The following is a 23,474-nucleotide window of genomic DNA, read 5'->3' as shown; positions in this document are numbered from 1 at the left end:
TTTCAACTTGCAGAAGTCGAAGTGGATCAGGCTCGAAGCTTTTTCAATGTCGGCTTGTGGTAGCCATCAACACGGGCTTCAATCAGGGCTCGCAGTTTCTTGTGATCCGAGGTCTCTACCGCGGCGTCGATTTCGCGCAACATGGCCGCGACTTCGATCTGGGAGAGTTTCATCTCTTCGGCGCGCATGATCTTCGGATGCGGTGTCGCCACAAGGCTGTCGTCGTCGATCAGCAGTTCCTCGTAGAGTTTCTCGCCAGGGCGCAACCCGACAACCTTGATCTCGATATCGCCCTCTCCCGTTTTGGGATCGCGGACCGTGCGCCCCGACAACTGGATCATGCGCCGCGCGATATCGATGATCTTTTGCGGCTTCCCCATATCCAGAACGAACAGATCCCCGCCCTCGGCATAGGCGCCTGCGAGAAGCACAAGGCGGCTCGCCTCGGGAATAGTCATAAAGAATCGCGTCACATCCTCATGCGTCACTGTAACGGGGCCGCCCGCGCGAATCTGGCTTTCAAACAGGGGCAGGACCGATCCCGATGACCCCAACACATTGCCAAAGCGCACCATGGCATATTTCGTCTGAGTGCTGCGTGTCTGGAAATCCTGCACAACCAGCTCGGCCATGCGCTTGGTCGCGCCCATGATATTCGTCGGGCGCACGGCTTTGTCGGTCGACACAAGAATGAACCTCTCGACGCTCTCTTCAAAGGCGACATCCGCGACGACATGAGTCCCGATGACGTTGTTGTGCGCGCCCTCGAGTTCGTTCTCTTCCACCAACGGCACATGCTTGTAAGCCGCGGCATGGAGAATGATCTCGACACCCTCCTCGCGGACCAAGGATTGCACCCGTTTGCGGTCGGTCACGGAGCCCAAACGAGTGACAATAGATACGGGATTGTCCATCTTTGCGGTGAGTGCGCGCATTTCACGGTCGATGGTATAGAGCGCAAACTCGCTCTGCTCAAAGAGCACCACCTTCTTCGGCATACAGTTGAGAAGCTGCCGACACAATTCCGAACCGATCGAGCCACCCGCGCCTGTAACAAGAACCGTACGTCCCGCGTAGGCTTTCGACACCTCGGGAATATCCAATGCGACTTTATCGCGGCCCAAAACCTCGTCTGGGGTGACTGGACGCAGGGAGCGTTCCAATCCACCCGTCTCCATGATGTCGACATAGGATGGCAGGAGCATCACTTCGACCGAGAGCTTCGCGAGTCGCTTCATGATTTTCGCACGTTCGACTGCACGGATGGACGGTATGGCCACCAACACACGCTCGATCCCGTGCCGTGCAATCCGTTTCTCAAGACAGTCCGGTGTGTAGACATGCAGCCCGTTGACCAGAAGCCCGCTGAGATTGGGGTTGTCGTCAACGAAGAAGGCCGGGCGCACCTCGCGCGATTGGCTCAGCGCGGAAGCAAGCTGGATACCTGCCGCACCCGCCCCATAGATCGCGACAGGAACGCGCGACGAGGCCGTTCTGGCCATCGTCGTCAACATATGAAGGGCACCAACGCGCACCATGACCGAAGTCAGAAAGAAGAGCGCGCCAAAGATCAAAGGGACGGATCGGGGCGCCGAAATACCGAGGATGAAGCTGGCCGACATCGTGACCAGCGACAAAAGCACCGCCGCCGATCCGAGTCGCAACACAGCGCTGCTGTCCATCGCGTGAAGCTTGATCCGCGGGAGGCGCAGGGCATTGAAGATCACCGCGCCGGAAACGATGGCGCAGCCGAAGAGCGCCCAGTTGTCACGCACCAAAGCCATAGGATTGAACATCCCGTAGCGGAGCGCGTACGCCGCTGACAGGCTCATAACGAGTAATGTCATGTCGACATAAAAAAGGACAAGGCGTTTGGTTTGTCGGGATAATCCCAACAGGCTATCAACAAGCACTAGTGATCTCACTTTTTACTACCTCAAGCGCAAGTCGGACATTGCACGCGACCCTCAGGCTACACACAATTTTTACGCGAATCAAACTGTCGATTAAATCATTACAATCACTGCAGAGCTTCGACACCTGCCTGAACGACTGTACCCATGGCTTGCTGGAGCGCTCTACCCCAGGTTGTGATGGGTTGGGCTTTTACAAAGACAAAATCGTCAGGACGCATTTCGAACCGCGACGCAATTGTCAGATTGACCACGTTCTTCGCGTCAAGGTGATAGGCGGTAACAGAACCGTCATCTTGAGCGCGCAACACGTAGATATGTGCGGGGTTCCCAGTCGTCATGGAAAGCCCGCCATTTTCGAACAGGACTTCTGCAAGTGAGCTCGTGTGCCCGAACGGCAAGGGAACCAGCGCTTGCTTACTCACTTCACCGATGAGGAAAACGTTATGACGTTCGATGGCGTTGAGGTCCAACTGATTCTGGAACACCTCGCGGCGTTCGCTCAACTCGGAGCGGCGCATGTCGATTTCGGCCCTCAACTCCTGAAGCGCCGACAAACGTGCCTGCCTGCGCAGATCGAGCGTGTTGATTTCCCGCTCGTAGTAGGCCTGCGCACGGCTGAGGTCATAGGCATCATCAACAAAGATGCTATCGCCGTCGGTCAGAACAATTTGCTGAAGGCTCTGATTGGCAAAATACTGCTTGAGCGGGATTTGGTAGAGTTTGCCATCGCGGTAGATATGGATCGACGCATATTCGCGATCGCCAACGGTGAATCCGCCCGCTGCAGTGATCGCCGCGTTGAGGCGAAGCGGGCTGGCGGAAATCGGCAGGTTGACGGCATTCGCAACCGAACCGCCGACGCTTACGCTCTTGGAGTTGAACTCCGCAATCTCAAGGCTGAATTCGGGATCGATCTGATTCTGGACCAAGCGCTGAAACACACGGTCCTCGGCCTCTTCGATGGTCAGCCCTGCGAGTGTGACGGCACCCACTTCGGGCACAGCAATCGCTCCGTCATCACGCACAGTATATGCCTGCCGCTGGCTTTGGGCCGCGCCCAGGCCGACGACCTGCTCCGCCGCCGCGCTTTCTGTTGAGCGGGTTGCCAAAACGATCACATCGCCGATTCCGATCTGATACGGACCATTCGAAACCTCGGGCGGGACGCGGAGGGGCATATCACCGGGCGGTGTCAGGTTGGGAAATTCAGGGGCAGTCGGCAAGGCGCCCAAGCCACGCGGGCTACCACCGGCGCCAGCAGTCGCACCGAAAGCGGCAGGCAGGTTAAGCGGTGTATAGGAACTCTTGTTTGCCTGCGCGACAACGGTCGGCGTCATTTCCACAACAGAGACATCAAGCGGAGTGTCATTCTCTGCCACGGTTTGCGCGGAAAACGTCACGCCACAGGCGTTCAACGCAAGAAGCGCAACAAATGCGAAGACTAGGCGGGGTGACTGCATCAAACTATCCACATGGTTAACACGTTTTTTGTGCAACCTATTCGGGAAAGCGCGCGATCTCCATCCTCATTTTCTACTCGCGCATTTCACAGTCTGCGCCCTGTTGTCCCAAAGACACGGCACACCGCCGCCCAGAAAAGGCATACCTTTGGCTGCCATTTTCAAACGAACCGTTGGACCCGACGAGTGTCACGGTCAGGAGTCGAGCCTAGTTTCCATGGAGTGCCGATCTCGCGCAAGTGTGCGGACTTCGGCATGGGCAAGAGATTGAAGCGCTTCTTCTGCCGACAGCCCTTTTGCGCGCGACTTCTTCCAAATGCGACGAACCGACGTGGGCGACCATGGCAAGGCTGCCTGCGCGACCCAGTGCCGCACAGGTGCGGGCAGGCTGTCATAGGCCTCCATCGGATTGCCCGACCGCCTTTTGCGCCGCAGACCGCTTTGTCCGAGATTGCGATTCATGTCATCCCATCCTGCTCAGAGATCAGGCCCGCCACGCTCCCAAGCGGGAAATGGATCAGGCATATCGAGCGGCAAGGCGTCAGGCCCGTCCGCCATCACAGTCGGAACAAGGCAGGCGTCGAGTTTGGCTTTCAACGAAGCCCAGTCAATGTCGGAGCCGATGAACACCAGTTCTTGTCGACGGTCACCCCAAGGCTCCACCCAATGTTGTTCCATGTATTGACGCGCACCAGCGTGATCGGGCCAGCGCTCTTCCGGGACCGACGCCCACCATGTGCCAATCGGCTTTACGCTGGACAGGGCGCCCGCGAGCGAAAACTCAGTGACCCATTCGGGCCTTGTGGCGATCCAGAAATGCCCTTTGGCGCGGATCACCCCAGGCATGTCGCCATTGAGGACCGCCAGAATCTTCTCGGGAAAAAAGGGCTGGCGCGCGCGATAGACATAGGACGCGACGCCATATTCCTCGGTCTCTGGAACGTGGTCGGCAAAGCCGTAAAGTTCTTTCGCCCACATCGGATGTTCATGCGCCTTGTCGAAGTCGAACAGGCCCGTATTCAGGATCTTCTCAGCGGGAACATCCGAATGATCGGCCTCGATGATCTCGGCATCGGCGTTGAGGCTACGGATGATCTTTCGGGCCGCGTCGACCTGCGCCTCCGTCGCATCGGAAACCTTGTTGAGAATCACGACATCCGCAAATTCCATCTGGTCAGTGAGCAGATGCACCAGAGTTCGCTCATCCGCCTCGCCCATGACCTCGCCACGATCACTCAGGAAGTCATGACTGGAGAAGTCCTTGAGAAGGTTCACGGCATCCACGACCGTAACCATCGTGTCGAGCCGCGCAACATCAGCGAGACTCTCGCCAAACTCGTCACGGAATTCAAATGTAGCCGCGACGGGCAAAGGTTCGGAAATTCCCGTGCTTTCAATCAGCAGATAGTCAAACCGGCCTTCCGATGCCAAACGACGCACTTCCAGCAGAAGATCATCGCGCAGCGTGCAGCAGATGCATCCATTAGACATTTCGACCAGCGTTTCATCGGTGCGGCTTAGCTCTGTATCCGCCCGAACAAGATCCGCGTCGATATTTACCTCGGACATATCGTTGACGATAACCGCCACCCGCCGCCCTTCGCGGTTGTTGAGAACACGGTTCAGCAATGTGGTTTTGCCTGCGCCCAAAAATCCGGACAAGACGGTGACGGGAAGCCGTGAATCTGCCATGTATTCTCTCCAACCTGCGTGATAACGATCACGTAACTTACGCAGTTACTAGACTAATGCAACTACTATTGTTACATTTACTGCCGATTTGGAGGAACGTTGCACATGAAGCGGAACAGTCGCCTATCTCTCGCCCTGCACACGCTCGGCCATATGGCGGGCGATCCGCACTCTATGCGCACCTCCGCAGACATCGCCGAGCATGCTGGAACAAATCCGGTGGTGGTGCGTCGTGTACTCGGAAAACTTCGCGAAGCGGGACTGTTGGTGTCCGAGAAGGGACACGCGGGCGGCTGGCGTCTAGCTAAGCCTGCGAACAAGATCACGCTTGCCGATGTTTACATTGCACTCGACGAACGCCTCGTATCGAGCGGCCCCTCAGACGCCGCGCACGCGCAGTGCAGCGTCGAAGCGGGCCTACAGCAACGTGTGACCGAGGTGCTTGAGGAAATTGAAGAGAGCCTGGTGCAACGGCTGCGCGAGACAACGATTAGCGATGTCCAACCCTGCTCGTGCAGCTATTGCAAGACGTGAGCCGACAGTTCCTTGCGATGCGGGACGGAGAATAGGTGCACTACACCGCCCGTAGCTGTGCCTCGTGCGTCTTCACCCGCGTTTGACCGCCCATGAGGTCCAGCAAGACCCAGACACGCTGACGGGCGTCGATCTTCTCGATCTGCCCTACGTAGTCGGAAAACGGCCCCTTGATGAACGCCACGGAATCACCGCGCGACAGCGAGGGAGCCGCCACCAGCTTGCCTGCCTGATCGCACCGCGTTTTCAGCCCATCCACCAGACCGGACGGAACAGACGCGGGGGCACGGCCAAAACTGACCAGCCGAGTAATACCCTGCGTCGAATTGATGGCCCGCCAACACCCCTGAACCGCGTTGAACGCGACAAAAATATAGCCTGGAAAGAGAGGGCGGCGCGAGGTCACAAACCTGCTTCCACGCGGTTTCGTAACCTCTTCGAGAGGGAGAAAGGTCTCGAATCCCTGCCGCTCAAGATTGCGTTTTGCAATCTGGGCGCTATTCGGCTTCAATTGAGCCAGATACCAACCCGTTTGCGAATTAAACTCGTTGTCCGCCATTTCATACCCCTTACTAAACACCGCCGAATATATCGTTCAATTCCGAACGATTTCAATGCTAATGCCACCCGAAAAATTTGCATTGGCATTCAACGACTTCTTTTAGAAATTTTCGCAGTTTCGAGGCGGGTCTTGGCGTAAACCGAGGGCCAAGGCGACCGAGTAAGCTGTCGAGCATTAAGAAACGGAAAACCATTTTTCAGTAGCTTGAGATTTGTTCCCACTTTGACGCGGGGACCGTCAGATCTCATTGAAAGTTACTGCCTATGAACACCCCGAAACGACAAAAGCCTAATCGTGTATTAATCACTGGGGGAACGGGGTCTTTCGCCAAAACGATGCTGCGCGATCTTCTGGAGGACGGGATTGAAGAGGTCCGCATTTTCAGTCGCGACGAAGAGAAGCAGGACGCGCTTCGCAACGATCTGCGCGATGATCGGGTGCGCTATTATATCGGCGATGTGCGGGATCGGGGGGCGGTTGATCGGGCTGTGCAGGGTGTTGACGCGATTTTTCACGCGGCCGCGCTGAAGCAGGTTCCGAGTTGCGAATTCTTCCCGCATGAAGCGGTTCTCACCAACGTTATCGGATCGGAGAACGTCATTCGCTCGGCGATTGCGGCCAAGGTGCAAAGTCTCGTTTGCCTTTCCACGGACAAGGCTGTGCATCCGGTTAACGCCATGGGCATGACCAAGGCGCTGATGGAGAAATCCGCGCAGGCCGCCGCACGGACCTTGGGCCCTGATGGAGACACGATCATTTCGGCGGTGCGCTACGGCAACGTCATGTATTCCCGCGGGTCAGCCATTCCGCTTTTCGTGCGCCAGATAAAGTCGGGCAACCCGATTACCGTCACCGAGCCGACAATGACACGCTTCCTGATGCCGCTCCGTCACAGCGTGGCGCTGGTTCACCACGCTTTCCAGAATGCCAATCAGGGAGACCTGTTCATCAAGAAAGCGCCTGCGTCCACCATTGCGGACCTAGTCACGGCGCTCAAGGAACTCTTTAACGTCCCCGACCATCCCGTTGAGGTGATCGGTTGGCGCCACGCCGAGAAACTCTACGAGACGCTGGCCAGCGCGCAGGAACTCGGAAGCTCGGAGGACATGGGCGACTATTACCGCATCATGCTCGACATGCGCGACCTCAACTACAAACCCTACTTCTCGGAAGGCGACACCGAACAGAAGCGGCAAGAGGACTACCACTCGCACAACACCGAACGGCTGGATGTAGCGGGTGTGAAGGAGCTCTTGCTCACTCTCCCAGAATTCAGAGCGGAACTGGAGAACTGGAACAGCGCGCAATGAAGCGGATCGTAGTCACTGGAGCGGCCGGCCTGATCGGCTGGCACGCACATGCGCGCCTGCACGCGGCCAATTGCGCGGCGGATTTCAAAGGCGAGGAACGCCCCTTCGACATCGTCGTCCTCGATCACGCCGCTTTCGATGACGACACAACCTTGCACAATGCGCTGTCGGGCGCGCAGGCCGTGCTGCACTTCGCGGGCGTCAACCGTGCGCCAGATGCCGAAGTCGAAGCCGCAAACCCCGCCATCGCTTCCCGTCTGGCGAAGGCATGTAAGGCGGCGACCGTCACGCCCCACATCGTCTACGCCAACTCGACACATGCGGCCAGCGACACACCCTACGGACGCTCGAAAAGGATCGCGGGCGAGGTTCTGTCGCAAGTAGGTGGCAAATACACCGACATGATCCTGCCTCATATTTTCGGAGAATGCGCCCGCCCGAATTACAACAACGTCACGGCGACCTTCATCGACGCCGTCATCAAAGGCGAGGAGCCTGACATCAACCCCAACGGGCGGGTGTCGCTCCTACACGCGGGCGATGCGGTGGCCGCGGCGATAGAGGCGGTGACAACGGGCACCACCGGCACCCTGCGCCCCAAAGCGCGTGACGTTGCGGTCCTCGAACTCTTCGAGACCCTTCAACGTTTTCACGCCAACTACCAAGCCAACATCTTTCCCGACCTGGCAGACCTGTTCACCGTTGCCCTCTTCAACAGCTATCGCGCGGCGCTGTATCCAAACGGCTTCCCGCGCCCGCTAAAGCTGAACACCGACACGCGCGGAACGCTTTTCGAGGCGGTCAAAGGTGGTGGCGGAGGTCAGACCTTCCTGTCCACCACGAAGCCAGGCGTGACCCGCGGCGACCACTTCCATCTCCACAAGGTCGAACGGTTCCTCGTTGTGCAAGGTAAGGCGACGATCCGCATTCGTAAGGTGCTGGGCGACGAAGTCTGGGAATACAGGGTCACGGGCGACACACCCGCGCCAGTGGACATGCCAACCCTACACACCCACTCGATTGAGAACACAGGCGACACAGATCTGCTGACTTTGTTCTGGACCCATGATTTGTTCGATCCCATCAACCCCGATACGTTTGCCGATAAGGTGCTAAAATGAAACGTCTCAAAGTTATGACCATCCTCGGCACCCGTCCTGAGATCATCCGCCTGTCGCGTGTCATGGCGCGGCTCGACGACTTCACTGATCATGTCATGGTGCATACGGGGCAGAATTGGGACTACGATTTGAACGAGGTTTTCTTCGAGGATCTCGACGTGCGCAAACCCGATCATTTTCTCGGCACGGGAGGCGGCACCCTCGGCGAGACGCTGGGAAAAATTCTGTCGGAGAGCGAGAAGGTACTCGCACAGGAACGCCCCGACGCGGTTTTGGTTCTCGGCGACACCAATTCGGCGATTTCCGCAATCATGGCGCGGCGGATGAAGATCCCCGTCTACCACATGGAGGCAGGCAACAGGTCGTTCGACCGCAACGTGCCGGAAGAGACCAACCGCAAGCTGGTGGACCACATCTCGGATTTCAATCTGGTCTACACCGAACACGCGCGCCGCCATCTGTTGTCGGAAGGCTGCCATCACCGTCGCATCTACCTGACGGGATCGCCAATGCGAGAGGTGCTTGAACACTACCGCCCTAAGATCGAAGCCTCCGATGTCCTGACGCGTCTCGGTCTCAAGGACCGCGGCTATTTCATCGTGTCGTTACACCGCGAAGAAAATGTCGACAGCGCCGCCCGCCTCTCATCTCTGGTCGATGCGCTCAACCGCATTGCAGACCAGTACGACATGCCGATCATCGTCTCGACCCATCCACGCACCCGCAAGCGGCTCGACGCTCTGGGGGGGCTGACGCTGGACAGGCGCGTACAATGGATGAAGCCCTTTGGTTTTCATGACTATAACAAGCTGCAAATGCGGACCTTCTGCGCGATTTCCGACAGCGGCACAATCGCGGAAGAGAGCTCCATACTGGGCTTCCCCGCCATCACCCCGCGCGACGCAATCGAACGCCCCGAAGGGCTGGATGTCGGTTGCCTGATCATGACGGGGCTGAACTCCAATACGATCCTTGATGGAATTGCAGCCATAACACGCGGCTTCGCGGATCGTCAGGCGGCCAGCCAATCCCACCCCGTGCCCGCCGACTACTGCATCACCAACACTTCCGAGCGGGTTGTAAATCTGATCCTCGGAACAGCGCGACTATCGAACGCGTGGGATGGGATAAGGGTAGGCGACCGCGCATCACGATAGTTCGATGCCAGGAGAGGCCGTTTATATCAGCGCGGCATGAATGGCGATCCCGGCAGGGTTCGAACCTGCAACCTGCCCCTTAGGAGGGGGCTGCTCTATCCAGTTGAGCCACGGGACCGCTTGGCGTTTTGTAACTACAGAGCGCGATGAGGGGCAAGGGGAAAGCCTTGGTGTCGTCTGTCTCGGTCAGGGAAATCGGGGGATGAAAAGGGGGAGCGAAATTGGCCCACCACTCCCCCTTTAAAATCCGAAACCGCACTGAGAGTAGAGAGCTTGCAGGACGATCCGGATTAGCTGTGCGTGAACTGTAGGCTCACAAAGTCCGTTAGCGATAACATACACGCGTTGTGCAGCGTGGACAAGGACGATTTAATTTGTATTGTAAACGCACATGACTTGAGAGGTTACCGGCATGTCACAGGCTCCTGAACGCACGCCACCGAAGCGTCCCTTAACTTTGCGAGACGTTTCCGAGGCTTCGGGTGTGTCGGAAATGACGGTAAGCCGCGTGTTGCGCAACCGTGGGGATGTTTCCGAGGCCACGCGCACCAAGGTGCTCGAAGCGGCGCGGGAGTTGGGATACGTGCCGAACAAGATCGCGGGCGCCCTGGCGTCGAGCCGCGTCAACCTCGTCGCAGTCATCATCCCTTCGCTGTCAAACATGGTTTTCCCCGAAGTTATGACCGGCATCTCCGAGATTCTTGATGACACGGAACTTCAGCCTGTGGTGGGCGTGACCCATTACAAGCCCGAACGCGAAGAAACAGTCCTCTACCAGATGTTGAGCTGGCGTCCTTCAGGGGTGATTATCGCGGGTCTCGAGCACACCGAGGCGGCCAAGGCGATGCTTGCCGCTGCGGGCATTCCCGTGGTCGAGATCATGGATACCGATGGCGATGCGATTGATGCCAACGTCGGCATCTCCCACCGCCGCGCTGGTCGCAAGATGGCGCAGGCAATCATTGAGGCTGGCTATCGACGGATCGGGTTCCTCGGCACGAAAATGCCGCTTGATCACCGCGCCCGCAAACGGTTCGAGGGCTTCACGGAGACCCTCGCAAAGTCTGGCCTCGAGATCGCCGATCAGGAATTCTACTCGGGTGGTTCGGCTCTGGTGAAGGGTCGCGAGATGACGCAGACCATTTTGGAGCGCAACGCCAAGAATCCGCTCGACTTCCTCTATTACTCCAACGACATGATCGCGTCGGGCGGCCTGCTCTACTGCCTCGACAATGGTATCGACGTACCTGGCGACATTGGTCTGGCGGGGTTCAATGGGATCGAGTTCATCGACGGGCTGCCGAAGCGCCTTGCGACCATGGACGCCTGTCGCGCCGAGATCGGACGCACCGCCGCAAAGATCATCGCGAAACGTGTCGCCGACGAGACCGTTCCACCTGGAGAAGAGGTGGTTCTGGAGCCGCAACTCGCCATCGGTGAGACCCTGCGCAAATCCAAAAAACCTCTTTAGGCTTCCACTACTGCCCTGCGCAAACGTGCTGTGACTGGAAACGGACGCGGAATCCGCGTAAACGGACGGGAACCGCGTCTGGTGGCTTGCACCTGACGCGCCTACGCCGCGCGAGGACACGTCCCGCATACCCTGACTGACACAGACGGATATTAACATGCCCCATTACAAATCCCGCCGTTCCACGCATGGACGCAACATGGCTGGTGCCCGTGGCCTCTGGCGCGCCACGGGGATGACCGATGGTGACTTCGGCAAGCCGATTATCGCCGTCGTCAACTCGTTCACCCAGTTTGTTCCAGGTCACGTTCACCTCAAAGACCTCGGTCAAATGGTTGCGCGCGAGATCGAGAATGCGGGCGGTGTTGCGAAAGAGTTTAACACCATCGCGGTAGATGACGGGATCGCCATGGGCCACGACGGGATGCTCTACTCCCTGCCCTCGCGCGAGATCATTGCGGATTCCGTGGAATACATGGTCAACGCCCACTGCGCGGATGCTATGGTCTGCATCTCCAACTGCGACAAGATCACACCCGGCATGATGATGGCCGCGATGCGCCTGAACATTCCTGTGATTTTCGTCTCTGGTGGCCCGATGGAAGCTGGCAAGGTGCAGGATGGTGACATCGTGCAGAAGCTCGACCTCGTGGACGCAATGGTATCGGCGGCAGATGACAAATACACCGACGAGCAGGTTGATGCGATTGAGAAGGCCGCATGCCCGACGTGCGGCTCCTGTTCGGGCATGTTCACCGCGAACTCGATGAACTGTCTGGCCGAAGCGCTTGGCCTCGCCCTCCCGGGTAACGGGTCGACACTGGCCACCCACGCAGATCGCAAACACCTCTTCCTTGAGGCGGGCCGCAAGATTGTAGAGATCACCAAGCGTCACTACGAAGGCGAGGAAGAAGGTCTTCTGCCGCGCGAGATCGCGACTTTCGAAGCATTCGAGAACGCCATGTCGCTTGACATCGCAATGGGCGGGTCCACCAATACCGTGCTGCACCTTCTGGCAATTGCGCATGAAGGCAAGGTGGATTTCACCATGCGCGACATTGATCGTCTGAGCCGCAAAGTGCCCTGCCTGTGTAAAGTGGCGCCGAACATCCCCAATGTTCATATGGAAGATGTACACCGTGCGGGGGGGATCTTCGGCATCCTTGGCGAAATGTATCGAGGCGGTTTGCTCCACGGTGACACGCGAACGGTCCACACCGAGACTATGGCCGCGGCGATCGCCAAGTGGGATATCAAGGTTGCCAACAACCCTGACGCCGAAAGCCTCTTCAAAGCCGCACCAGGTGGTGTCCGCACGACTCAGGCGTTTTCGACCGAAAACCGCTACAAAGAGCTTGATACCGACCGTGAAAACGGCGTGATCCGCTCCGTCGAACATGCCTTCTCGAAAGATGGCGGCCTTGCAGTCCTCCTCGGGAACATTGCCGAGCGTGGCTGTATCGTGAAAACCGCGGGCGTGGATGAGAGCATTCTGACCTTCACGGGCAAAGCGCGTGTGTTCGAAAGTCAGGACGAGACCGTGAATGCAATTCTCAACCGCAAGGTCGAGCCAGGTGAGGTCGTCGTGATCCGCTACGAGGGTCCGCAAGGTGGTCCAGGGATGCAGGAAATGCTCTACCCGACCTCTTACCTCAAGTCCAAAGGGCTGGGTAAGAAGTGTGCGCTCCTGACCGACGGGCGTTTCTCGGGCGGCACCTCGGGTCTGTCCATCGGCCACGTCTCCCCCGAAGCGGCGGAAGGCGGGCTGATCGGGCTGGTCGAGACAGGTGACCTAATCGAGATCGACATTCCAAACCGCACCATCAGCCTCAAGGTGGACGATGCCGAACTGGCTGCGCGTCGTGAAGCGAAAGGCCCGCTGCCGTGGAAGCCCGCCGAGGCTCGTCCGCGCGCGGTGTCCACTGCGCTGAAAGCCTACGCGCTTCTGGCGTCTGCTGCGGATAAGGGTGGCGTGCGCATCCTGCCCGACGACCATCAGTAAGACACACGGCACACGTTGCAGAAACGCCGCTCCCTTGGGGCGGCGTTTTTCTTTGCTCACACCTTGCTCTATGAACCCGCCCGTTACGAAAAGCGTATGGTCAGAACAGTTGCAAACGTTGAGGCAGGAAGCGCCGAGATTTTCTCTGGGAACACGACCAACCTCCCCATTAAAAGTGATGAAAAGTAGGCGCTAAATCCGTAAGAGACGACAATGTTACCAACACCTTACGGTGGGTAGTGGTGCCCAGAAGAGGACTCGAACCTCCACGTCCATACGGACACCAGCACCTGAAGCTGGCGCGTCTACCAATTCCGCCATCTGGGCAAGATGTCGTGAGACCGCGAGATATAGGCCTCTCACGGGCGTGTCAACGCGATTCTCTTCCCTTTTTGACTTGGCTCATAGCGTCTTGTTCATTCTGGCCCGAAAAGCTATTGAAATGGCGACACTCAGGCATTGGAGATGCAGATGACGAAATTGGTCACCATCTATGGCGGCGCGGGCTTTGTCGGGCGGTATATTGCACGACGTATGGCGAAAGAGGGTTGGCGCGTGCGCGTTGCGGTTCGTCGCCCCAACGAGTCGCTTCACGTCAAACCCTACGGCGCCGTTGGTCAGGTTGAGCCCATTTTCTGCAACATTCGCGATGATGTCTCGGTACGAGCCGCGATGCAGGGAGCGGACGCTGTTGTAAACTGCGTTGGTGTGCTGACCCAGCGGGGCCGCAATTCCTTTGCCGCCGTGCAGGCCGAAGGGGCTGAACGCGTTGCGCGCATCGCCAGCGAAGAGGGTATCGGTCGTCTGGTCCACATCTCCGCGATTGGCGCGGATGCGCAGGCCGCCAGCGAATATGCCCGCACCAAGGCATTGGGCGAGGAAGGTGTTCTCAAGGCGTTCCCGAAGGCCGTGATCCTGCGTCCATCGGTCATGTTCGGTTCCGAAGACGACTTCTTTAACCGCTTCGCAAATATGGCGGCAAAGACGCCTTTCGTTCTGCCCATCGTTGGAGGGGAGACCAAGTTTCAACCCGTCTATGTCGATGATGTCGCACGTGCTGCGGTTAAAGGAACCCTTGAGGACATCGAGCCTGGTATCTACGAGCTTGGCGGCCCCGATGTCGCAACTCTGCGCGAGTTGATGCAGGAGATGCTCCACGAAATCCGTCGTAAGCGCCTTCTCGTGAACCTGCCTTTCTGGGTCGGACATATCATGGGAGCTATGTTCGGTCTTGCGCAGGTCGCCACGGGTGGCCTGTTCCACAACTCCGTGCTGACCCGCGATCAGGTTAGAAACCTGCGGGTAGACAATATCGTGTCTGACGATGCGAAGACATTCGCCGATCTCGACATCACGCCCACGAATATGGGTGCCGTCCTGCCCGATTACCTTTGGATCTATCGCCCCACAGGCCAGTTCGAAGCCATTCGCGAAAGCGCCAAAGGGCTTCGTAGCCACTGATCCTGCCGCGGCTGGAAGCTATGATGAAATGGACGCGCCCTTCGGGGCGCGTTTTTTATGTGTAAGAGATGGTCAGCAGGATGATTCCGAGGATCACGCGATAGATGACATAGGGCGTGAAGCTCACCGAACGAAGTAGGCGCATCATGAATGTCAGCGCGAGAAGCGCAGAGACGAATGCGAAGAGAGCAGCAATGCCCGCGAGTTGCATCAGCATCCAGTTGGCCTGCCCAACAACATCCGCGCCAAGCAGAACACCAGAGGCGACGATCGTGGGAATCGACATCAGCATAGCAATCTTCGCCCCGTCCGCTCGTGTATAGCCAAGCGCACGGGCACCCGTAATGGTGATACCCGATCGTGACGTTCCTGGGATGATCGCCACGGCCTGCCACAGCCCCAAGATCACGGCGTCACGCGTATTCCAGTCACCTGCCCCCTTGGTCGTCGGTCCCTTTTGATCGAACCAATAGAGCACGAGCCCGAACACAAGCATGGCCCAGCCGATCACCGTGATCGACCGCATGGCATCCGCCAGCCCGGTCACCTTGGCGACAAAGCCGACAAGCACCACGGGGATCGTCGCGATGATGAGGAGGAAGGCCAGTTTTGATCCTTCGGTATCAATTCGCCCCGCCACAAGCCGCGGCACGCCCGCAACAGCACCGCGCACGTCCCGCCAAAAAAACGCAACAACCGCCCCGAGTGTGCCAACATGCACCGCCACGTCGATTACCAACCCTTGGTCCATTGCACCCGTCAATTGCGGGAGGAGAATCAGGTGGCCAGAAGAAGAAACAGGCAGAAATTCGGTGATGCCCTGAATCAATGCCACAAGGAGAAGGTAGAAAAGTGTCATGTGCATCCTGTCCATGCCTGCGCTGCGGCGAACGTAAACCCATTGATTCTCAATAAGAAGAACAAAGTTATGGAATATATACTGACCTATTTTCGACAGCTAGAGATGGAAACCAACCCACGCCTATCAAAAAATATAGAAATAGGTCACTAGTTATGACTTTTCTTTTCAATAGAGGGCGTGTAGGTAGGCGGGGATTTCTGGAATGCTTGGAGAACCTTTGAAATGGCCAAGGAGCCTATGCTGAAATTCGTGTCTGTCGGGCGCGATATGCCTCTCAAACGGGAAGCAGAGGAGCGCACGGGCGACTTCCTCGAAATCTATGGCGAGTTCATCGCCGATAAAGCGCAAGAACAGGCATCGCGCTGTTCGCAATGTGGCGTGCCATATTGCCAGTCGCACTGCCCGCTCCACAACAACATCCCCGATTGGCTCCGCCTCACAGCGACGGGCCGTCTCAAGGAAGCCTACGAACTGTCGCAGGCCACCAATTCCTTCCCCGAGATCTGTGGCCGCATCTGCCCGCAGGACCGTCTGTGCGAAGGCAATTGCGTCATCGAGCAATCGGGCCACGGCACCGTCACCATCGGCGCGGTCGAGAAATACATCACCGACACCGCGTGGGAAGAAGGCTGGGTCGAGACCATCTCCCCCGCCGTTGAACGCGAGGAAAGCGTTGGCATCATCGGCTCCGGACCAGGTGGCCTTGCCGCCGCAGACCGCCTGCGTCGCGCAGGTGTGCAGGTCACAGTCTATGAACGCTCCGACCGCGCGGGCGGGCTGATGATGTACGGCATCCCGAGCTTCAAGCTCGAAAAGGACATCGTCCTCAAACGCATCGAACAGCTCGAAAAGTCGGGCGTCGAGTTCGTGCTGAACTGCAATGTCGGCGAAGACATCTCCTTTGACGCGATCCGTGGCAAACATGACGCGGTGCTCATCGCGACAGGCGTCTACAAATCCCGCGACCTCACAGGACCAGGCGCAGGGGCCGAAGGCATCGTGCGCGCGATCGATTATCTCACCGCATCCAACAAAGTCTCCTTTGGTGACGACGTGGCCGAGTTTGATAGCGGTGCGCTGAACGCCGAAGGCAAAAAGGTCGTCGTGATCGGCGGCGGGGATACGGCCATGGACTGTGTGCGCACGGCGATCCGTCAGGGCGCAACCTCGGTGAAATGTCTCTACCGCCGCGACCGCGCCAACATGCCCGGCTCCCAGCGCGAAACACAAAACGCCGAAGAGGAAGGCGTCGAATTCGTCTGGCTCTCCGCACCCAAAGGCTTCACTGGCGATCCCGTTACGGGCGTCATGGTTCAGAAAATGCGCCTCGGCGCGCCTGACGCATCGGGACGCCAATCGCCTGAAGTGATCGAGGGGGCCGATTATATCGAAGAGGCCGATCTGGTCATCAAGGCATTGGGCTTCTCTCCCGAAGACCTGCCCGAGCAGTGGGAAACACCCGAACTTGAAACGACCCGTTGGGGCACGGTTCTGGCCGATTTCGCCAGCCACGCCACATCGCTCGATGGCGTCTATGCTTGCGGCGATATCCAGCGCGGCGCGTCGCTCGTTGTCTGGGCAATCCGCGACGGGCGCGAAGCGGCGGATGCGATGCTGGAATATCTCACAAATGCGGCCTCTGTGGCTGCCGAGTAATCACGAGATTGCCTGCGCGGATATCGTCGTTTCGGTGGGTCGGATACCCGTCTGACATCTGTCGGACATCTGTCGAACCCCAGCGAACGTTGCGCAGGACGGAAAATTCTATTTAGGGCAGCAGCCCTGACCCACCAAAGAAGGAAGGGTTAACAAATGGCAAAATTTGACGAAAGCTGGGCCGCACGCGAAGAGGCAAAGCGCAAGTGGATGGCGGAGAACTCGCTCTTCCGCGAAGAAGACGAACACTCGTCATGCGGTGTGGGCCTTGTGGTTTCGGTCGACGGATCGCCCTCGCGTCAGGTTGTCGAGAACGGCATCACGGCACTGAAAGCCATCTGGCACCGCGGCGCGGTTGACGCCGATGGCAAGACGGGCGACGGCGCGGGTATCCATGTTCAGATCCCCGTCCCCTTCTTCTACGATCAAGTCAAACGCACAGGCCACGAGCCGCGCACGGACGAGCTGCTCGCCGTGGGTCAGGTGTTTTTGCCGCGCACGGATTTCGGCGCGCAGGAAACCTGCCGCACGATTGTCGAGACCGAAGTGCTGCGCATGGGGTATCAGATCTACGGCTGGCGCCACGTTCCCGTAGACACCTCCTGCCTCGGTGAGAAAGCCAACGCGACCCGCCCCGAGATCGAGCAAATCCTGATCTCTAATTCCAAAGGCGTGGACGAAGAGACCTTCGAACGCGAGCTTTACGTGATCCGTCGCCGCATCGAGAAGGCCGCTGCTGCCGCAGGTGTGGGCCAGCTCTACATCTGTAGCCTGTCGTGCCGCTCGATCATCTATAAAGGCATGATGCTCGCCGAGCAGGTTGCGGAGTTCTACCCCGACCTGATGGACGAACGTTTCGAGAGTGCATTTGCGATCTATCACCAGCGCTATTCGACCAACACCTTCCCGCAGTGGTGGCTGGCACAGCCGTTCCGCATGTTGGCGCACAACGGTGAGATCAACACGCTCAAGGGCAACCTGAACTGGATGAAGAGCCACGAGATTCGCATGGCCTCCTCCACCTTTGGCGACATGGCCGAGGACATCAAACCGATCTGCGCGCAGGGGTCGTCGGATTCGGCGGCACTTGATGCCGTGTTCGAGGTTCTGGTGCGCGCTGGGCGTAATGCGCCGATGGCCAAGACGATGCTCGTGCCCGAATCGTGGTCCAAGACCGCCGAGGAACTGCCGCAGGCGTGGCGCGATATGTATTCCTACTGCAACAGCGTGATGGAGCCGTGGGACGGCCCTGCTGCTCTTGCCATGACCGATGGCCGCTGGGTCTGTGCGGGTCTTGACCGCAACGGCCTGCGCCCGATGCGTTACGTTGTGACGGGCGACGGCCTTGTGATCGCGGGTTCCGAGGTTGGCATGGTGCCGACCGATGAGGCGACCGTTGTGGAAAAAGGCGCGCTTGGTCCGGGTCAGATGCTGGCCGTGGATATGAGAGACGGCAAGCTTTACCACGACACCGAGATGAAAAACATGCTCGCGGATGCGCAGCCCTTCGGTGAATGGGTTGGCAAGATCAACGATCTCGACAGCGAGCTGGCGGGCATTTCCGAAACTGTGCTTTTCAAAGGCGACGAGCTGAAGAAACGCCAGATCGCGGCAGGCTATTCCATCGAGGAGCTTGAACAGATCCTCGCGCCGATGGCCGAAGACGGGAAAGAGACCTTGGCCTCGATGGGCGATGACACGCCCTCGGCGGTTCTCTCGACCAAGTATCGCCCGCTGTCGCACTTCTTCCGTCAGAACTTCTCGCAGGTCACGAACCCGCCGATTGACAGCTTGCGCGAATACCGCGTGATGAGCCTCAAGACGCGGTTCGGCAACCTCAAGAACGTGCTCGACGAGGACAGCAGCCAGACCGAAATTCTCGTGCTGGACAGCCCCTTTGTCGGCAACGCGCAGTTTGAAAAGCTCAAGGAGCATTTCAACGCGCCGATGACCGAGATCGACTGCACCTTCCCCGCGAATGCAGGGCCAGATGCGCTGCGTCAGGGTCTCGACCGCATTCGCGCCGAGGCCGAAGAGGCCGTGCGTTCTGGTGGCGGGCACATCATCCTGACTGACCAAAATCAGGGTGTGGACAAGGTTGCCATGCCGATGATCCTTGCCACCTCCGCCGTGCATAGCTGGCTGACGCGCAAGGGTCTGCGGACCTTCTGTTCGATTGGTGTACGTTCCGCCGAATGTATCGACCCGCATTACTTTGCGGTTCTGATCGGCTGTGGCGCGACGATTGTGAACGCCTATCTTGCCGAGGACAGCCTCGCGGATCGTATCGACCGTGGGTTGCTGGATTGCACGCTTACCGAAGCGGTGCAGCGCTATCGCAATGCGATCGACCAAGGTCTGTTGAAGATCATGGCGAAGATGGGGATTTCCGTGATTTCCTCCTATCGCGGCGGTCTCAACTTCGAGGCGGTCGGCCTGTCCCGCGCCATGTGCGCCGAGTTCTTCCCGGGAATGCATTCGCGGATTTCGGGCATCGGTGTTGGAGGTATTCAGCGCAAGGTCGAAGAGGTCCACAAACAAGGCTGGCTCGGGGGCAACACCCTGCCCATCGGTGGTTTCTACAAGTCGCGTAAATCGGGCGAGACCCATGCGTGGGAAGCGCAGGCGATGCACATGCTGCAATCGGCCTGTGACCGCGCGTCCTACGAGATGTGGAAGCAGTATTCCGCACGTATGCAGGCCACCCCGCCGATCCACCTGCGCGACCTGCTCGACATGAAGTCGCTGGGCAATCCCGTGCCAATCGAAGAAGTGGAATCGATCACCTCGATCCGTAAGCGTTTTGTCACGCCGGGTATGTCGCTGGGCGCCCTGTCTCCCGAGGCGCACCGCACCCTGTCGATCGCCATGAACCGTATCGGCGCGAAGTCGGATTCGGGTGAAGGTGGCGAAAGCCCCGATGATTTCACGCCCGAACCCAATGGCGACAACGCTTCGGCGAAGATCAAACAGGTGGCTTCGGGTCGCTTTGGTGTGACGGCGGAATACCTCACCCATTGCGAAGAGCTGGAAATCAAGGTCGCCCAAGGCGCGAAACCTGGTGAAGGCGGGCAGTTGCCTGGCATGAAGGTCACGGACCTGATCGCCAAGCTGCGCCACTCGACGAAGGGCGTCACGCTCATCTCGCCGCCGCCGCACCACGATATCTACTCCATCGAAGACCTTGCTCAGCTGATCTACGACCTCAAGCAGATCAACCCGCGCTGCAAAGTCACGGTAAAGCTCGTCGCCTCCTCCGGCGTCGGCACCATCGCCGCAGGTGTGGCGAAGGCGAAAGCCGACATCATCCTGATTTCGGGCCACAACGGCGGCACAGGCGCATCTCCCGCAACCTCGATCAAATTCGCAGGTCTGCCGTGGGAAATGGGTCTGACCGAGGCGCATCAAGTGCTGGCCATGAACAACCTGCGCGAGCGTGTCACGCTGCGCACGGATGGTGGTTTGCGCACGGGTCGTGACATCGTGATGGCCGCGATGATGGGGGCCGAGGAATACGGCATCGGCACCGCTGCGCTCATCGCGATGGGCTGTATCATGGTGCGTCAGTGCCAGTCGAACACCTGCCCCGTTGGCGTCTGCACCCAGCGCTACGACCTGCGTGCCAAGTTCACGGGCAATGCCGACAAGGTGGTGAACCTGATCACCTTCTACGCACAGGAAGTCCGCGAGATTCTCGCCTCCATCGGCGCGCGGTCGCTCGACGAGGTGATCGGTCGCGCCGATCTTCTGACGCAGGTGTCGCGTGGCTCCGCGCATCTCGACGACCTCGACCTGAACCCGCTTCTGCTGACCGTGGACGGGGCGGATCGCATCGTCTACGACCGCTCGAAGCCGCGCAACGCCGTGCCCGACACGCTGGATGCACAAATCGTCTCGGACGCCGCTCGTTTCCTCAAAGACGGGGAAAAGATGCAACTGTCCTACGCGGTGCAAAACACGCTTCGGACCATCGGGACGCGCACATCGAGCCATATCGTGTCGAACTTCGGTATGCGGAACGATCTCCAGCCAGATCACCTCACGGTGAAGCTGACGGGATCGGCGGGTCAGTCGCTTGGCGCTTTCGCAGCACCAGGCCTGAAGATCGAAGTCTCGGGCGATGCCAATGACTACGTGGGCAAAGGGCTTTCGGGCGGCACAATCGTCGTGCGTCCGCCGATGCACTCGCCTTTGGACGCCTCCGAGAACACGATCATCGGGAACACGGTGCTTTATGGTGCGACCGATGGCTATCTCTTTGCCGCGGGCCGCGCGGGCGAACGTTTCGCCGTGCGTAACTCGGGAGCGAAAGCAGTGATCGAGGGCTGCGGTTCCAACGGTTGTGAATACATGACGGGCGGGATCACTGTGATCCTTGGCTCCATCGGCGCGAACTTCGGTGCGGGGATGACGGGCGGTATGGCCTATCTCTACGATCCCGAAGGCAAGGCGGGGAACCTGCTCAACATGGAGACGCTTGTGACCTGCCCCGTGACGGTGGATCACTGGGAAGCCGAGCTGAAGGGCCTCATCGAGCGCCATGCGGCCGAGACCCATTCGCTGTGCGCCCGTGAAATCCTGTCGAATTGGGACGTCGAAAAAGCCAACTTCGTCCAGATCTGTCCCAAGGAAATGCTGGTGCATATCCCTGCCCCGCTGTCGCTGGAACAGGGCGCAATTCCCGCCGAGTAAGGCAGATTGCATCGCAAACAAATCGCCCCCGCCTGTCACAGGTGGGGGCTTTTTCATGCGGTGGTGTATCGTGGCGCTTGACCCGCGCGCGCAATCCGTGAGACCAAATTCGCCATGGCCAAAAAAGCAAAAGCAAAGAAGCAAAGCGCCAAGAGCAGTCAGCGCAACGCGAAGAAAGAGACCCCAAAGCAGGGGTTTTTCGCGCGTTGGCGTCGTCGTGTGCGGCGCACGCTTTTCGCGATTGTCGCACTATGGCTGATCTGGATTGCGGCCTATGGCATGTTCCCCGTGCCGACCACGCCCTATATGATGGCCGAATCCGTTCGCCACGGTGACGTGGATTACCAATGGGTTCCGATGGACGACATCGCCCCCGTTATGGCGCGCTCTGCGGTCGCTGCGGAGGATGCGAACTATTGCCTGCACTGGGGGTTTGACATTACCGCAATCCGCCACGCCATCGAAAGCGGCGCACGGCGCGGGGCTTCCACGCTCTCGCAACAAGTGGTCAAGAATGCCTTCCTGTGGCACGGGCGCAGTTGGCCGCGCAAAGCGCTTGAGGCGCTGACGACACCGGTGGTGGAACTGATGTGGTCGAAGCGGCGGATACTGGAGGTCTATCTCAACATCGCCGAATTTGATACGGGTGTCTTCGGGGTGGAAGCCGCCGCGCGGCATTACTACGGCGTGGGGCCAGAAGCGCTCACACCGACTCAAGCCGCCCGCCTCGCCGCGATTCTTCCCAGCCCGAAATCGCGCGATGCCGCCAATCCGGGGCAATTTACACGGCGGCGCGCCGCTCAGATTATTGATGGTGCCGCGACAATTTCCGCCGACGGACGCGCATCCTGTTTCGAGGATTGAAACGGGGTCGCATTCGCGGCAAGTAGGGCTAAAAAACGAGTGACCGACATGAACCGACTGTACCACGTGCCCCTCTCCCCCTTTTGCCGCAAGGTGCGCCTGTGCCTCGCCGAGAAGAAGATCGAGGTCGAGCTGGTCGAGGAACGCTATTGGGAACGCGATCCCGACTTCCTGCGGCGCAACCCCGCAGGCAAGGTGCCGATCCTGCGCATCGGTGAGAAAAACTATGCCGAAAGCAGCGCGATTTGCGAATATCTCGAAGAGAAGCACCCCACCCCGCCGCTCATGCCCTCGGACGCCGAGGGCCGTTTCGAGGTGCGCAGGCTGGTGTCGTGGTTCGACGACAAGTTCCACAGCGAAGTGACCGCGAATCTGCTCTACGAGCGGGTGAACCGCAAGATCACCAAATCGGGCTATCCTGTCTCCGCCAACGTCAAAGCGGGTGCAAAGGCGATCAAGTTCCACCTCGATTACATGGCGTGGCTGCTCGACCGTCGCCGTTGGCTAGCAGGTGACAACATGACGATTGCCGATTTCGCAGCCGCCGCGCATCTGTCCAGCCTCGACTATATCTCGGATGTGGACTGGAACCGTTCGGCGGTGGTCAAGGACTGGTATGCGAAGATCAAGTCGCGGCCAGCCTTCCGCTCGCTTCTCGCCGATCAGGTGCCAGGTTTCCCACCGCCCGAACATTACACCGATCTGGACTTCTGA

The 23,474-nt window shown here is 58.8% G+C and carries 17 protein-coding genes and 2 tRNA genes; 11 read left to right on the top strand and 8 right to left on the bottom strand.

Annotated features, from left to right (window positions below):
• Window positions 1-26: 26 nt before the first annotated feature.
• From ACN0SC_RS13485 to ACN0SC_RS13470, 4 genes are all read right to left on the bottom strand, one after another.
• Window positions 27-1,847, bottom strand: coding sequence for a polysaccharide biosynthesis protein (locus ACN0SC_RS13485; RefSeq protein WP_417250199.1), 1,821 nt, complete (start codon window positions 1,845-1,847; stop codon window positions 27-29).
• Window positions 1,848-2,020: 173 nt separating this feature from the next.
• On the bottom strand, window positions 2,021-3,376 hold the full coding sequence (locus ACN0SC_RS13480) for a polysaccharide biosynthesis/export family protein (protein ID WP_417250198.1): 1,356 nt from the start codon (window positions 3,374-3,376) through the stop codon (window positions 2,021-2,023).
• A 195-nt stretch (window positions 3,377-3,571) separates the two neighbouring features.
• Window positions 3,572-3,838, bottom strand: a complete 267-nt coding sequence (locus ACN0SC_RS13475; protein WP_417250197.1) for a DUF6525 family protein — start codon at window positions 3,836-3,838, stop codon at window positions 3,572-3,574.
• Window positions 3,839-3,853: 15 nt separating this feature from the next.
• Window positions 3,854-5,068, bottom strand: a complete 1,215-nt coding sequence (locus ACN0SC_RS13470; protein ID WP_417250196.1) for a GTP-binding protein — start codon at window positions 5,066-5,068, stop codon at window positions 3,854-3,856.
• A 105-nt stretch (window positions 5,069-5,173) separates the two neighbouring features.
• Here ACN0SC_RS13470 and ACN0SC_RS13465 point away from each other — a divergent pair, with 105 nt between their 5' ends.
• Window positions 5,174-5,602 (top strand): Rrf2 family transcriptional regulator, encoded by a 429-nt coding sequence (locus tag ACN0SC_RS13465; protein ID WP_417250195.1) that lies wholly within the window; start codon window positions 5,174-5,176, stop codon window positions 5,600-5,602.
• 40 nt (window positions 5,603-5,642) lie between these two features.
• Here the strand turns inward: ACN0SC_RS13465 and nusG are convergent, their stop codons facing one another.
• Window positions 5,643-6,161 carry a transcription termination/antitermination protein NusG gene (gene nusG, locus ACN0SC_RS13460; protein WP_417250194.1) on the bottom strand — a complete coding sequence of 173 codons (519 nt, stop codon included), beginning with the start codon at window positions 6,159-6,161 and terminating at the stop codon, window positions 5,643-5,645.
• A 266-nt stretch (window positions 6,162-6,427) separates the two neighbouring features.
• Here nusG and ACN0SC_RS13455 point away from each other — a divergent pair, with 266 nt between their 5' ends.
• The 3 genes from ACN0SC_RS13455 to wecB are packed head-to-tail and all read left to right on the top strand — an operon-like array spanning window position 6,428 to window position 9,752.
• The gene (locus ACN0SC_RS13455) at window positions 6,428-7,474 is read left to right on the top strand and encodes a polysaccharide biosynthesis protein (protein ID WP_417250193.1); all 1,047 of its coding nucleotides are present in this window, start codon (window positions 6,428-6,430) and stop codon (window positions 7,472-7,474) included.
• The gene (locus ACN0SC_RS13450; protein WP_417250192.1) at window positions 7,471-8,595 is read left to right on the top strand and encodes an NAD-dependent epimerase/dehydratase family protein; all 1,125 of its coding nucleotides are present in this window, start codon (window positions 7,471-7,473) and stop codon (window positions 8,593-8,595) included. The genes ACN0SC_RS13455 and ACN0SC_RS13450 overlap by 4 nt, the downstream gene beginning before the upstream one ends.
• The gene (gene wecB, locus ACN0SC_RS13445) at window positions 8,592-9,752 is read left to right on the top strand and encodes a non-hydrolyzing UDP-N-acetylglucosamine 2-epimerase (protein ID WP_417250191.1); all 1,161 of its coding nucleotides are present in this window, start codon (window positions 8,592-8,594) and stop codon (window positions 9,750-9,752) included. Before ACN0SC_RS13450 ends, wecB begins: the two co-directional genes overlap by 4 nt.
• Window positions 9,753-9,793: 41 nt before the next feature.
• On the opposite strand, the gene ACN0SC_RS13440 is transcribed toward wecB, so the two are convergent.
• A tRNA-Arg gene (locus ACN0SC_RS13440) sits at window positions 9,794-9,870 on the bottom strand.
• 294 nt (window positions 9,871-10,164) lie between these two features.
• Here ACN0SC_RS13440 and ACN0SC_RS13435 point away from each other — a divergent pair.
• Window positions 10,165-11,223, top strand: coding sequence for a LacI family DNA-binding transcriptional regulator (locus ACN0SC_RS13435; RefSeq protein ID WP_417250190.1), 1,059 nt, complete (start codon window positions 10,165-10,167; stop codon window positions 11,221-11,223).
• A gap of 157 nt (window positions 11,224-11,380) precedes the next feature.
• Entirely contained in the window at window positions 11,381-13,225 is a 1,845-nt protein-coding gene (ilvD, locus tag ACN0SC_RS13430; RefSeq protein WP_417250189.1) for a dihydroxy-acid dehydratase, read from the top strand.
• 240 nt (window positions 13,226-13,465) lie between these two features.
• Here ilvD and ACN0SC_RS13425 read toward each other — a convergent pair.
• Window positions 13,466-13,552 (bottom strand) — tRNA-Leu (locus tag ACN0SC_RS13425).
• 144 nt (window positions 13,553-13,696) lie between these two features.
• Here ACN0SC_RS13425 and ACN0SC_RS13420 point away from each other — a divergent pair.
• Window positions 13,697-14,686, top strand: coding sequence for a complex I NDUFA9 subunit family protein (locus ACN0SC_RS13420; protein WP_417250188.1), 990 nt, complete (start codon window positions 13,697-13,699; stop codon window positions 14,684-14,686).
• Between the two features lie 55 nt (window positions 14,687-14,741).
• Here the strand turns inward: ACN0SC_RS13420 and ACN0SC_RS13415 are convergent, their stop codons facing one another.
• The gene (locus ACN0SC_RS13415; protein WP_417250187.1) at window positions 14,742-15,545 is read right to left on the bottom strand and encodes an undecaprenyl-diphosphate phosphatase; all 804 of its coding nucleotides are present in this window, start codon (window positions 15,543-15,545) and stop codon (window positions 14,742-14,744) included.
• A 225-nt stretch (window positions 15,546-15,770) separates the two neighbouring features.
• On the opposite strand from ACN0SC_RS13415, the gene ACN0SC_RS13410 reads away from it, so the two are divergent.
• From ACN0SC_RS13410 to ACN0SC_RS13395, 4 genes are all read left to right on the top strand, one after another.
• Window positions 15,771-17,204, top strand: a complete 1,434-nt coding sequence (locus ACN0SC_RS13410; RefSeq protein WP_417250186.1) for an NAD(P)-dependent oxidoreductase — start codon at window positions 15,771-15,773, stop codon at window positions 17,202-17,204.
• Window positions 17,205-17,360: 156 nt separating this feature from the next.
• On the top strand, window positions 17,361-21,896 hold the full coding sequence (gltB, locus tag ACN0SC_RS13405; protein ID WP_417250185.1) for a glutamate synthase large subunit: 4,536 nt from the start codon (window positions 17,361-17,363) through the stop codon (window positions 21,894-21,896).
• Window positions 21,897-22,010: 114 nt separating this feature from the next.
• Window positions 22,011-22,760 carry a monofunctional biosynthetic peptidoglycan transglycosylase gene (gene mtgA / locus ACN0SC_RS13400; RefSeq protein ID WP_417250184.1) on the top strand — a complete coding sequence of 250 codons (750 nt, stop codon included), beginning with the start codon at window positions 22,011-22,013 and terminating at the stop codon, window positions 22,758-22,760.
• Window positions 22,761-22,808: 48 nt separating this feature from the next.
• Window positions 22,809-23,474 (top strand): glutathione S-transferase family protein, encoded by a 666-nt coding sequence (locus tag ACN0SC_RS13395; protein WP_417250183.1) that lies wholly within the window; start codon window positions 22,809-22,811, stop codon window positions 23,472-23,474.

It is taken from the genome of Celeribacter sp., from assembly GCF_048261515.1.
Lineage (GTDB): Bacteria > Pseudomonadota > Alphaproteobacteria > Rhodobacterales > Rhodobacteraceae > Celeribacter.
This window is presented reverse-complemented; position numbering and strand designations above follow the sequence as displayed.

Coding starts and splice junctions, on each gene's coding strand:
- gltB (WP_417250185.1), top strand. CDS start 17,361: ATGGCAAAATTTGACGAAAGCTGGGCCGCACGCGAAGAGGCAAAGCGC.
- ACN0SC_RS13410 (WP_417250186.1), top strand. CDS start 15,771: ATGGCCAAGGAGCCTATGCTGAAATTCGTGTCTGTCGGGCGCGATATG.
- nusG (WP_417250194.1), bottom strand. CDS start 6,161: ATGGCGGACAACGAGTTTAATTCGCAAACGGGTTGGTATCTGGCTCAA.
- ACN0SC_RS13415 (WP_417250187.1), bottom strand. CDS start 15,545: ATGACACTTTTCTACCTTCTCCTTGTGGCATTGATTCAGGGCATCACC.
- ACN0SC_RS13420 (WP_417250188.1), top strand. CDS start 13,697: ATGACGAAATTGGTCACCATCTATGGCGGCGCGGGCTTTGTCGGGCGG.
- ACN0SC_RS13450 (WP_417250192.1), top strand. CDS start 7,471: ATGAAGCGGATCGTAGTCACTGGAGCGGCCGGCCTGATCGGCTGGCAC.
- ACN0SC_RS13470 (WP_417250196.1), bottom strand. CDS start 5,068: ATGGCAGATTCACGGCTTCCCGTCACCGTCTTGTCCGGATTTTTGGGC.
- ACN0SC_RS13455 (WP_417250193.1), top strand. CDS start 6,428: ATGAACACCCCGAAACGACAAAAGCCTAATCGTGTATTAATCACTGGG.
- ACN0SC_RS13485 (WP_417250199.1), bottom strand. CDS start 1,847: ATGACATTACTCGTTATGAGCCTGTCAGCGGCGTACGCGCTCCGCTAC.
- ACN0SC_RS13480 (WP_417250198.1), bottom strand. CDS start 3,376: ATGCAGTCACCCCGCCTAGTCTTCGCATTTGTTGCGCTTCTTGCGTTG.
- ACN0SC_RS13465 (WP_417250195.1), top strand. CDS start 5,174: ATGAAGCGGAACAGTCGCCTATCTCTCGCCCTGCACACGCTCGGCCAT.
- mtgA (WP_417250184.1), top strand. CDS start 22,011: ATGGCCAAAAAAGCAAAAGCAAAGAAGCAAAGCGCCAAGAGCAGTCAG.
- ACN0SC_RS13435 (WP_417250190.1), top strand. CDS start 10,165: ATGTCACAGGCTCCTGAACGCACGCCACCGAAGCGTCCCTTAACTTTG.
- ilvD (WP_417250189.1), top strand. CDS start 11,381: ATGCCCCATTACAAATCCCGCCGTTCCACGCATGGACGCAACATGGCT.
- ACN0SC_RS13475 (WP_417250197.1), bottom strand. CDS start 3,838: ATGAATCGCAATCTCGGACAAAGCGGTCTGCGGCGCAAAAGGCGGTCG.
- ACN0SC_RS13395 (WP_417250183.1), top strand. CDS start 22,809: ATGAACCGACTGTACCACGTGCCCCTCTCCCCCTTTTGCCGCAAGGTG.
- wecB (WP_417250191.1), top strand. CDS start 8,592: ATGAAACGTCTCAAAGTTATGACCATCCTCGGCACCCGTCCTGAGATC.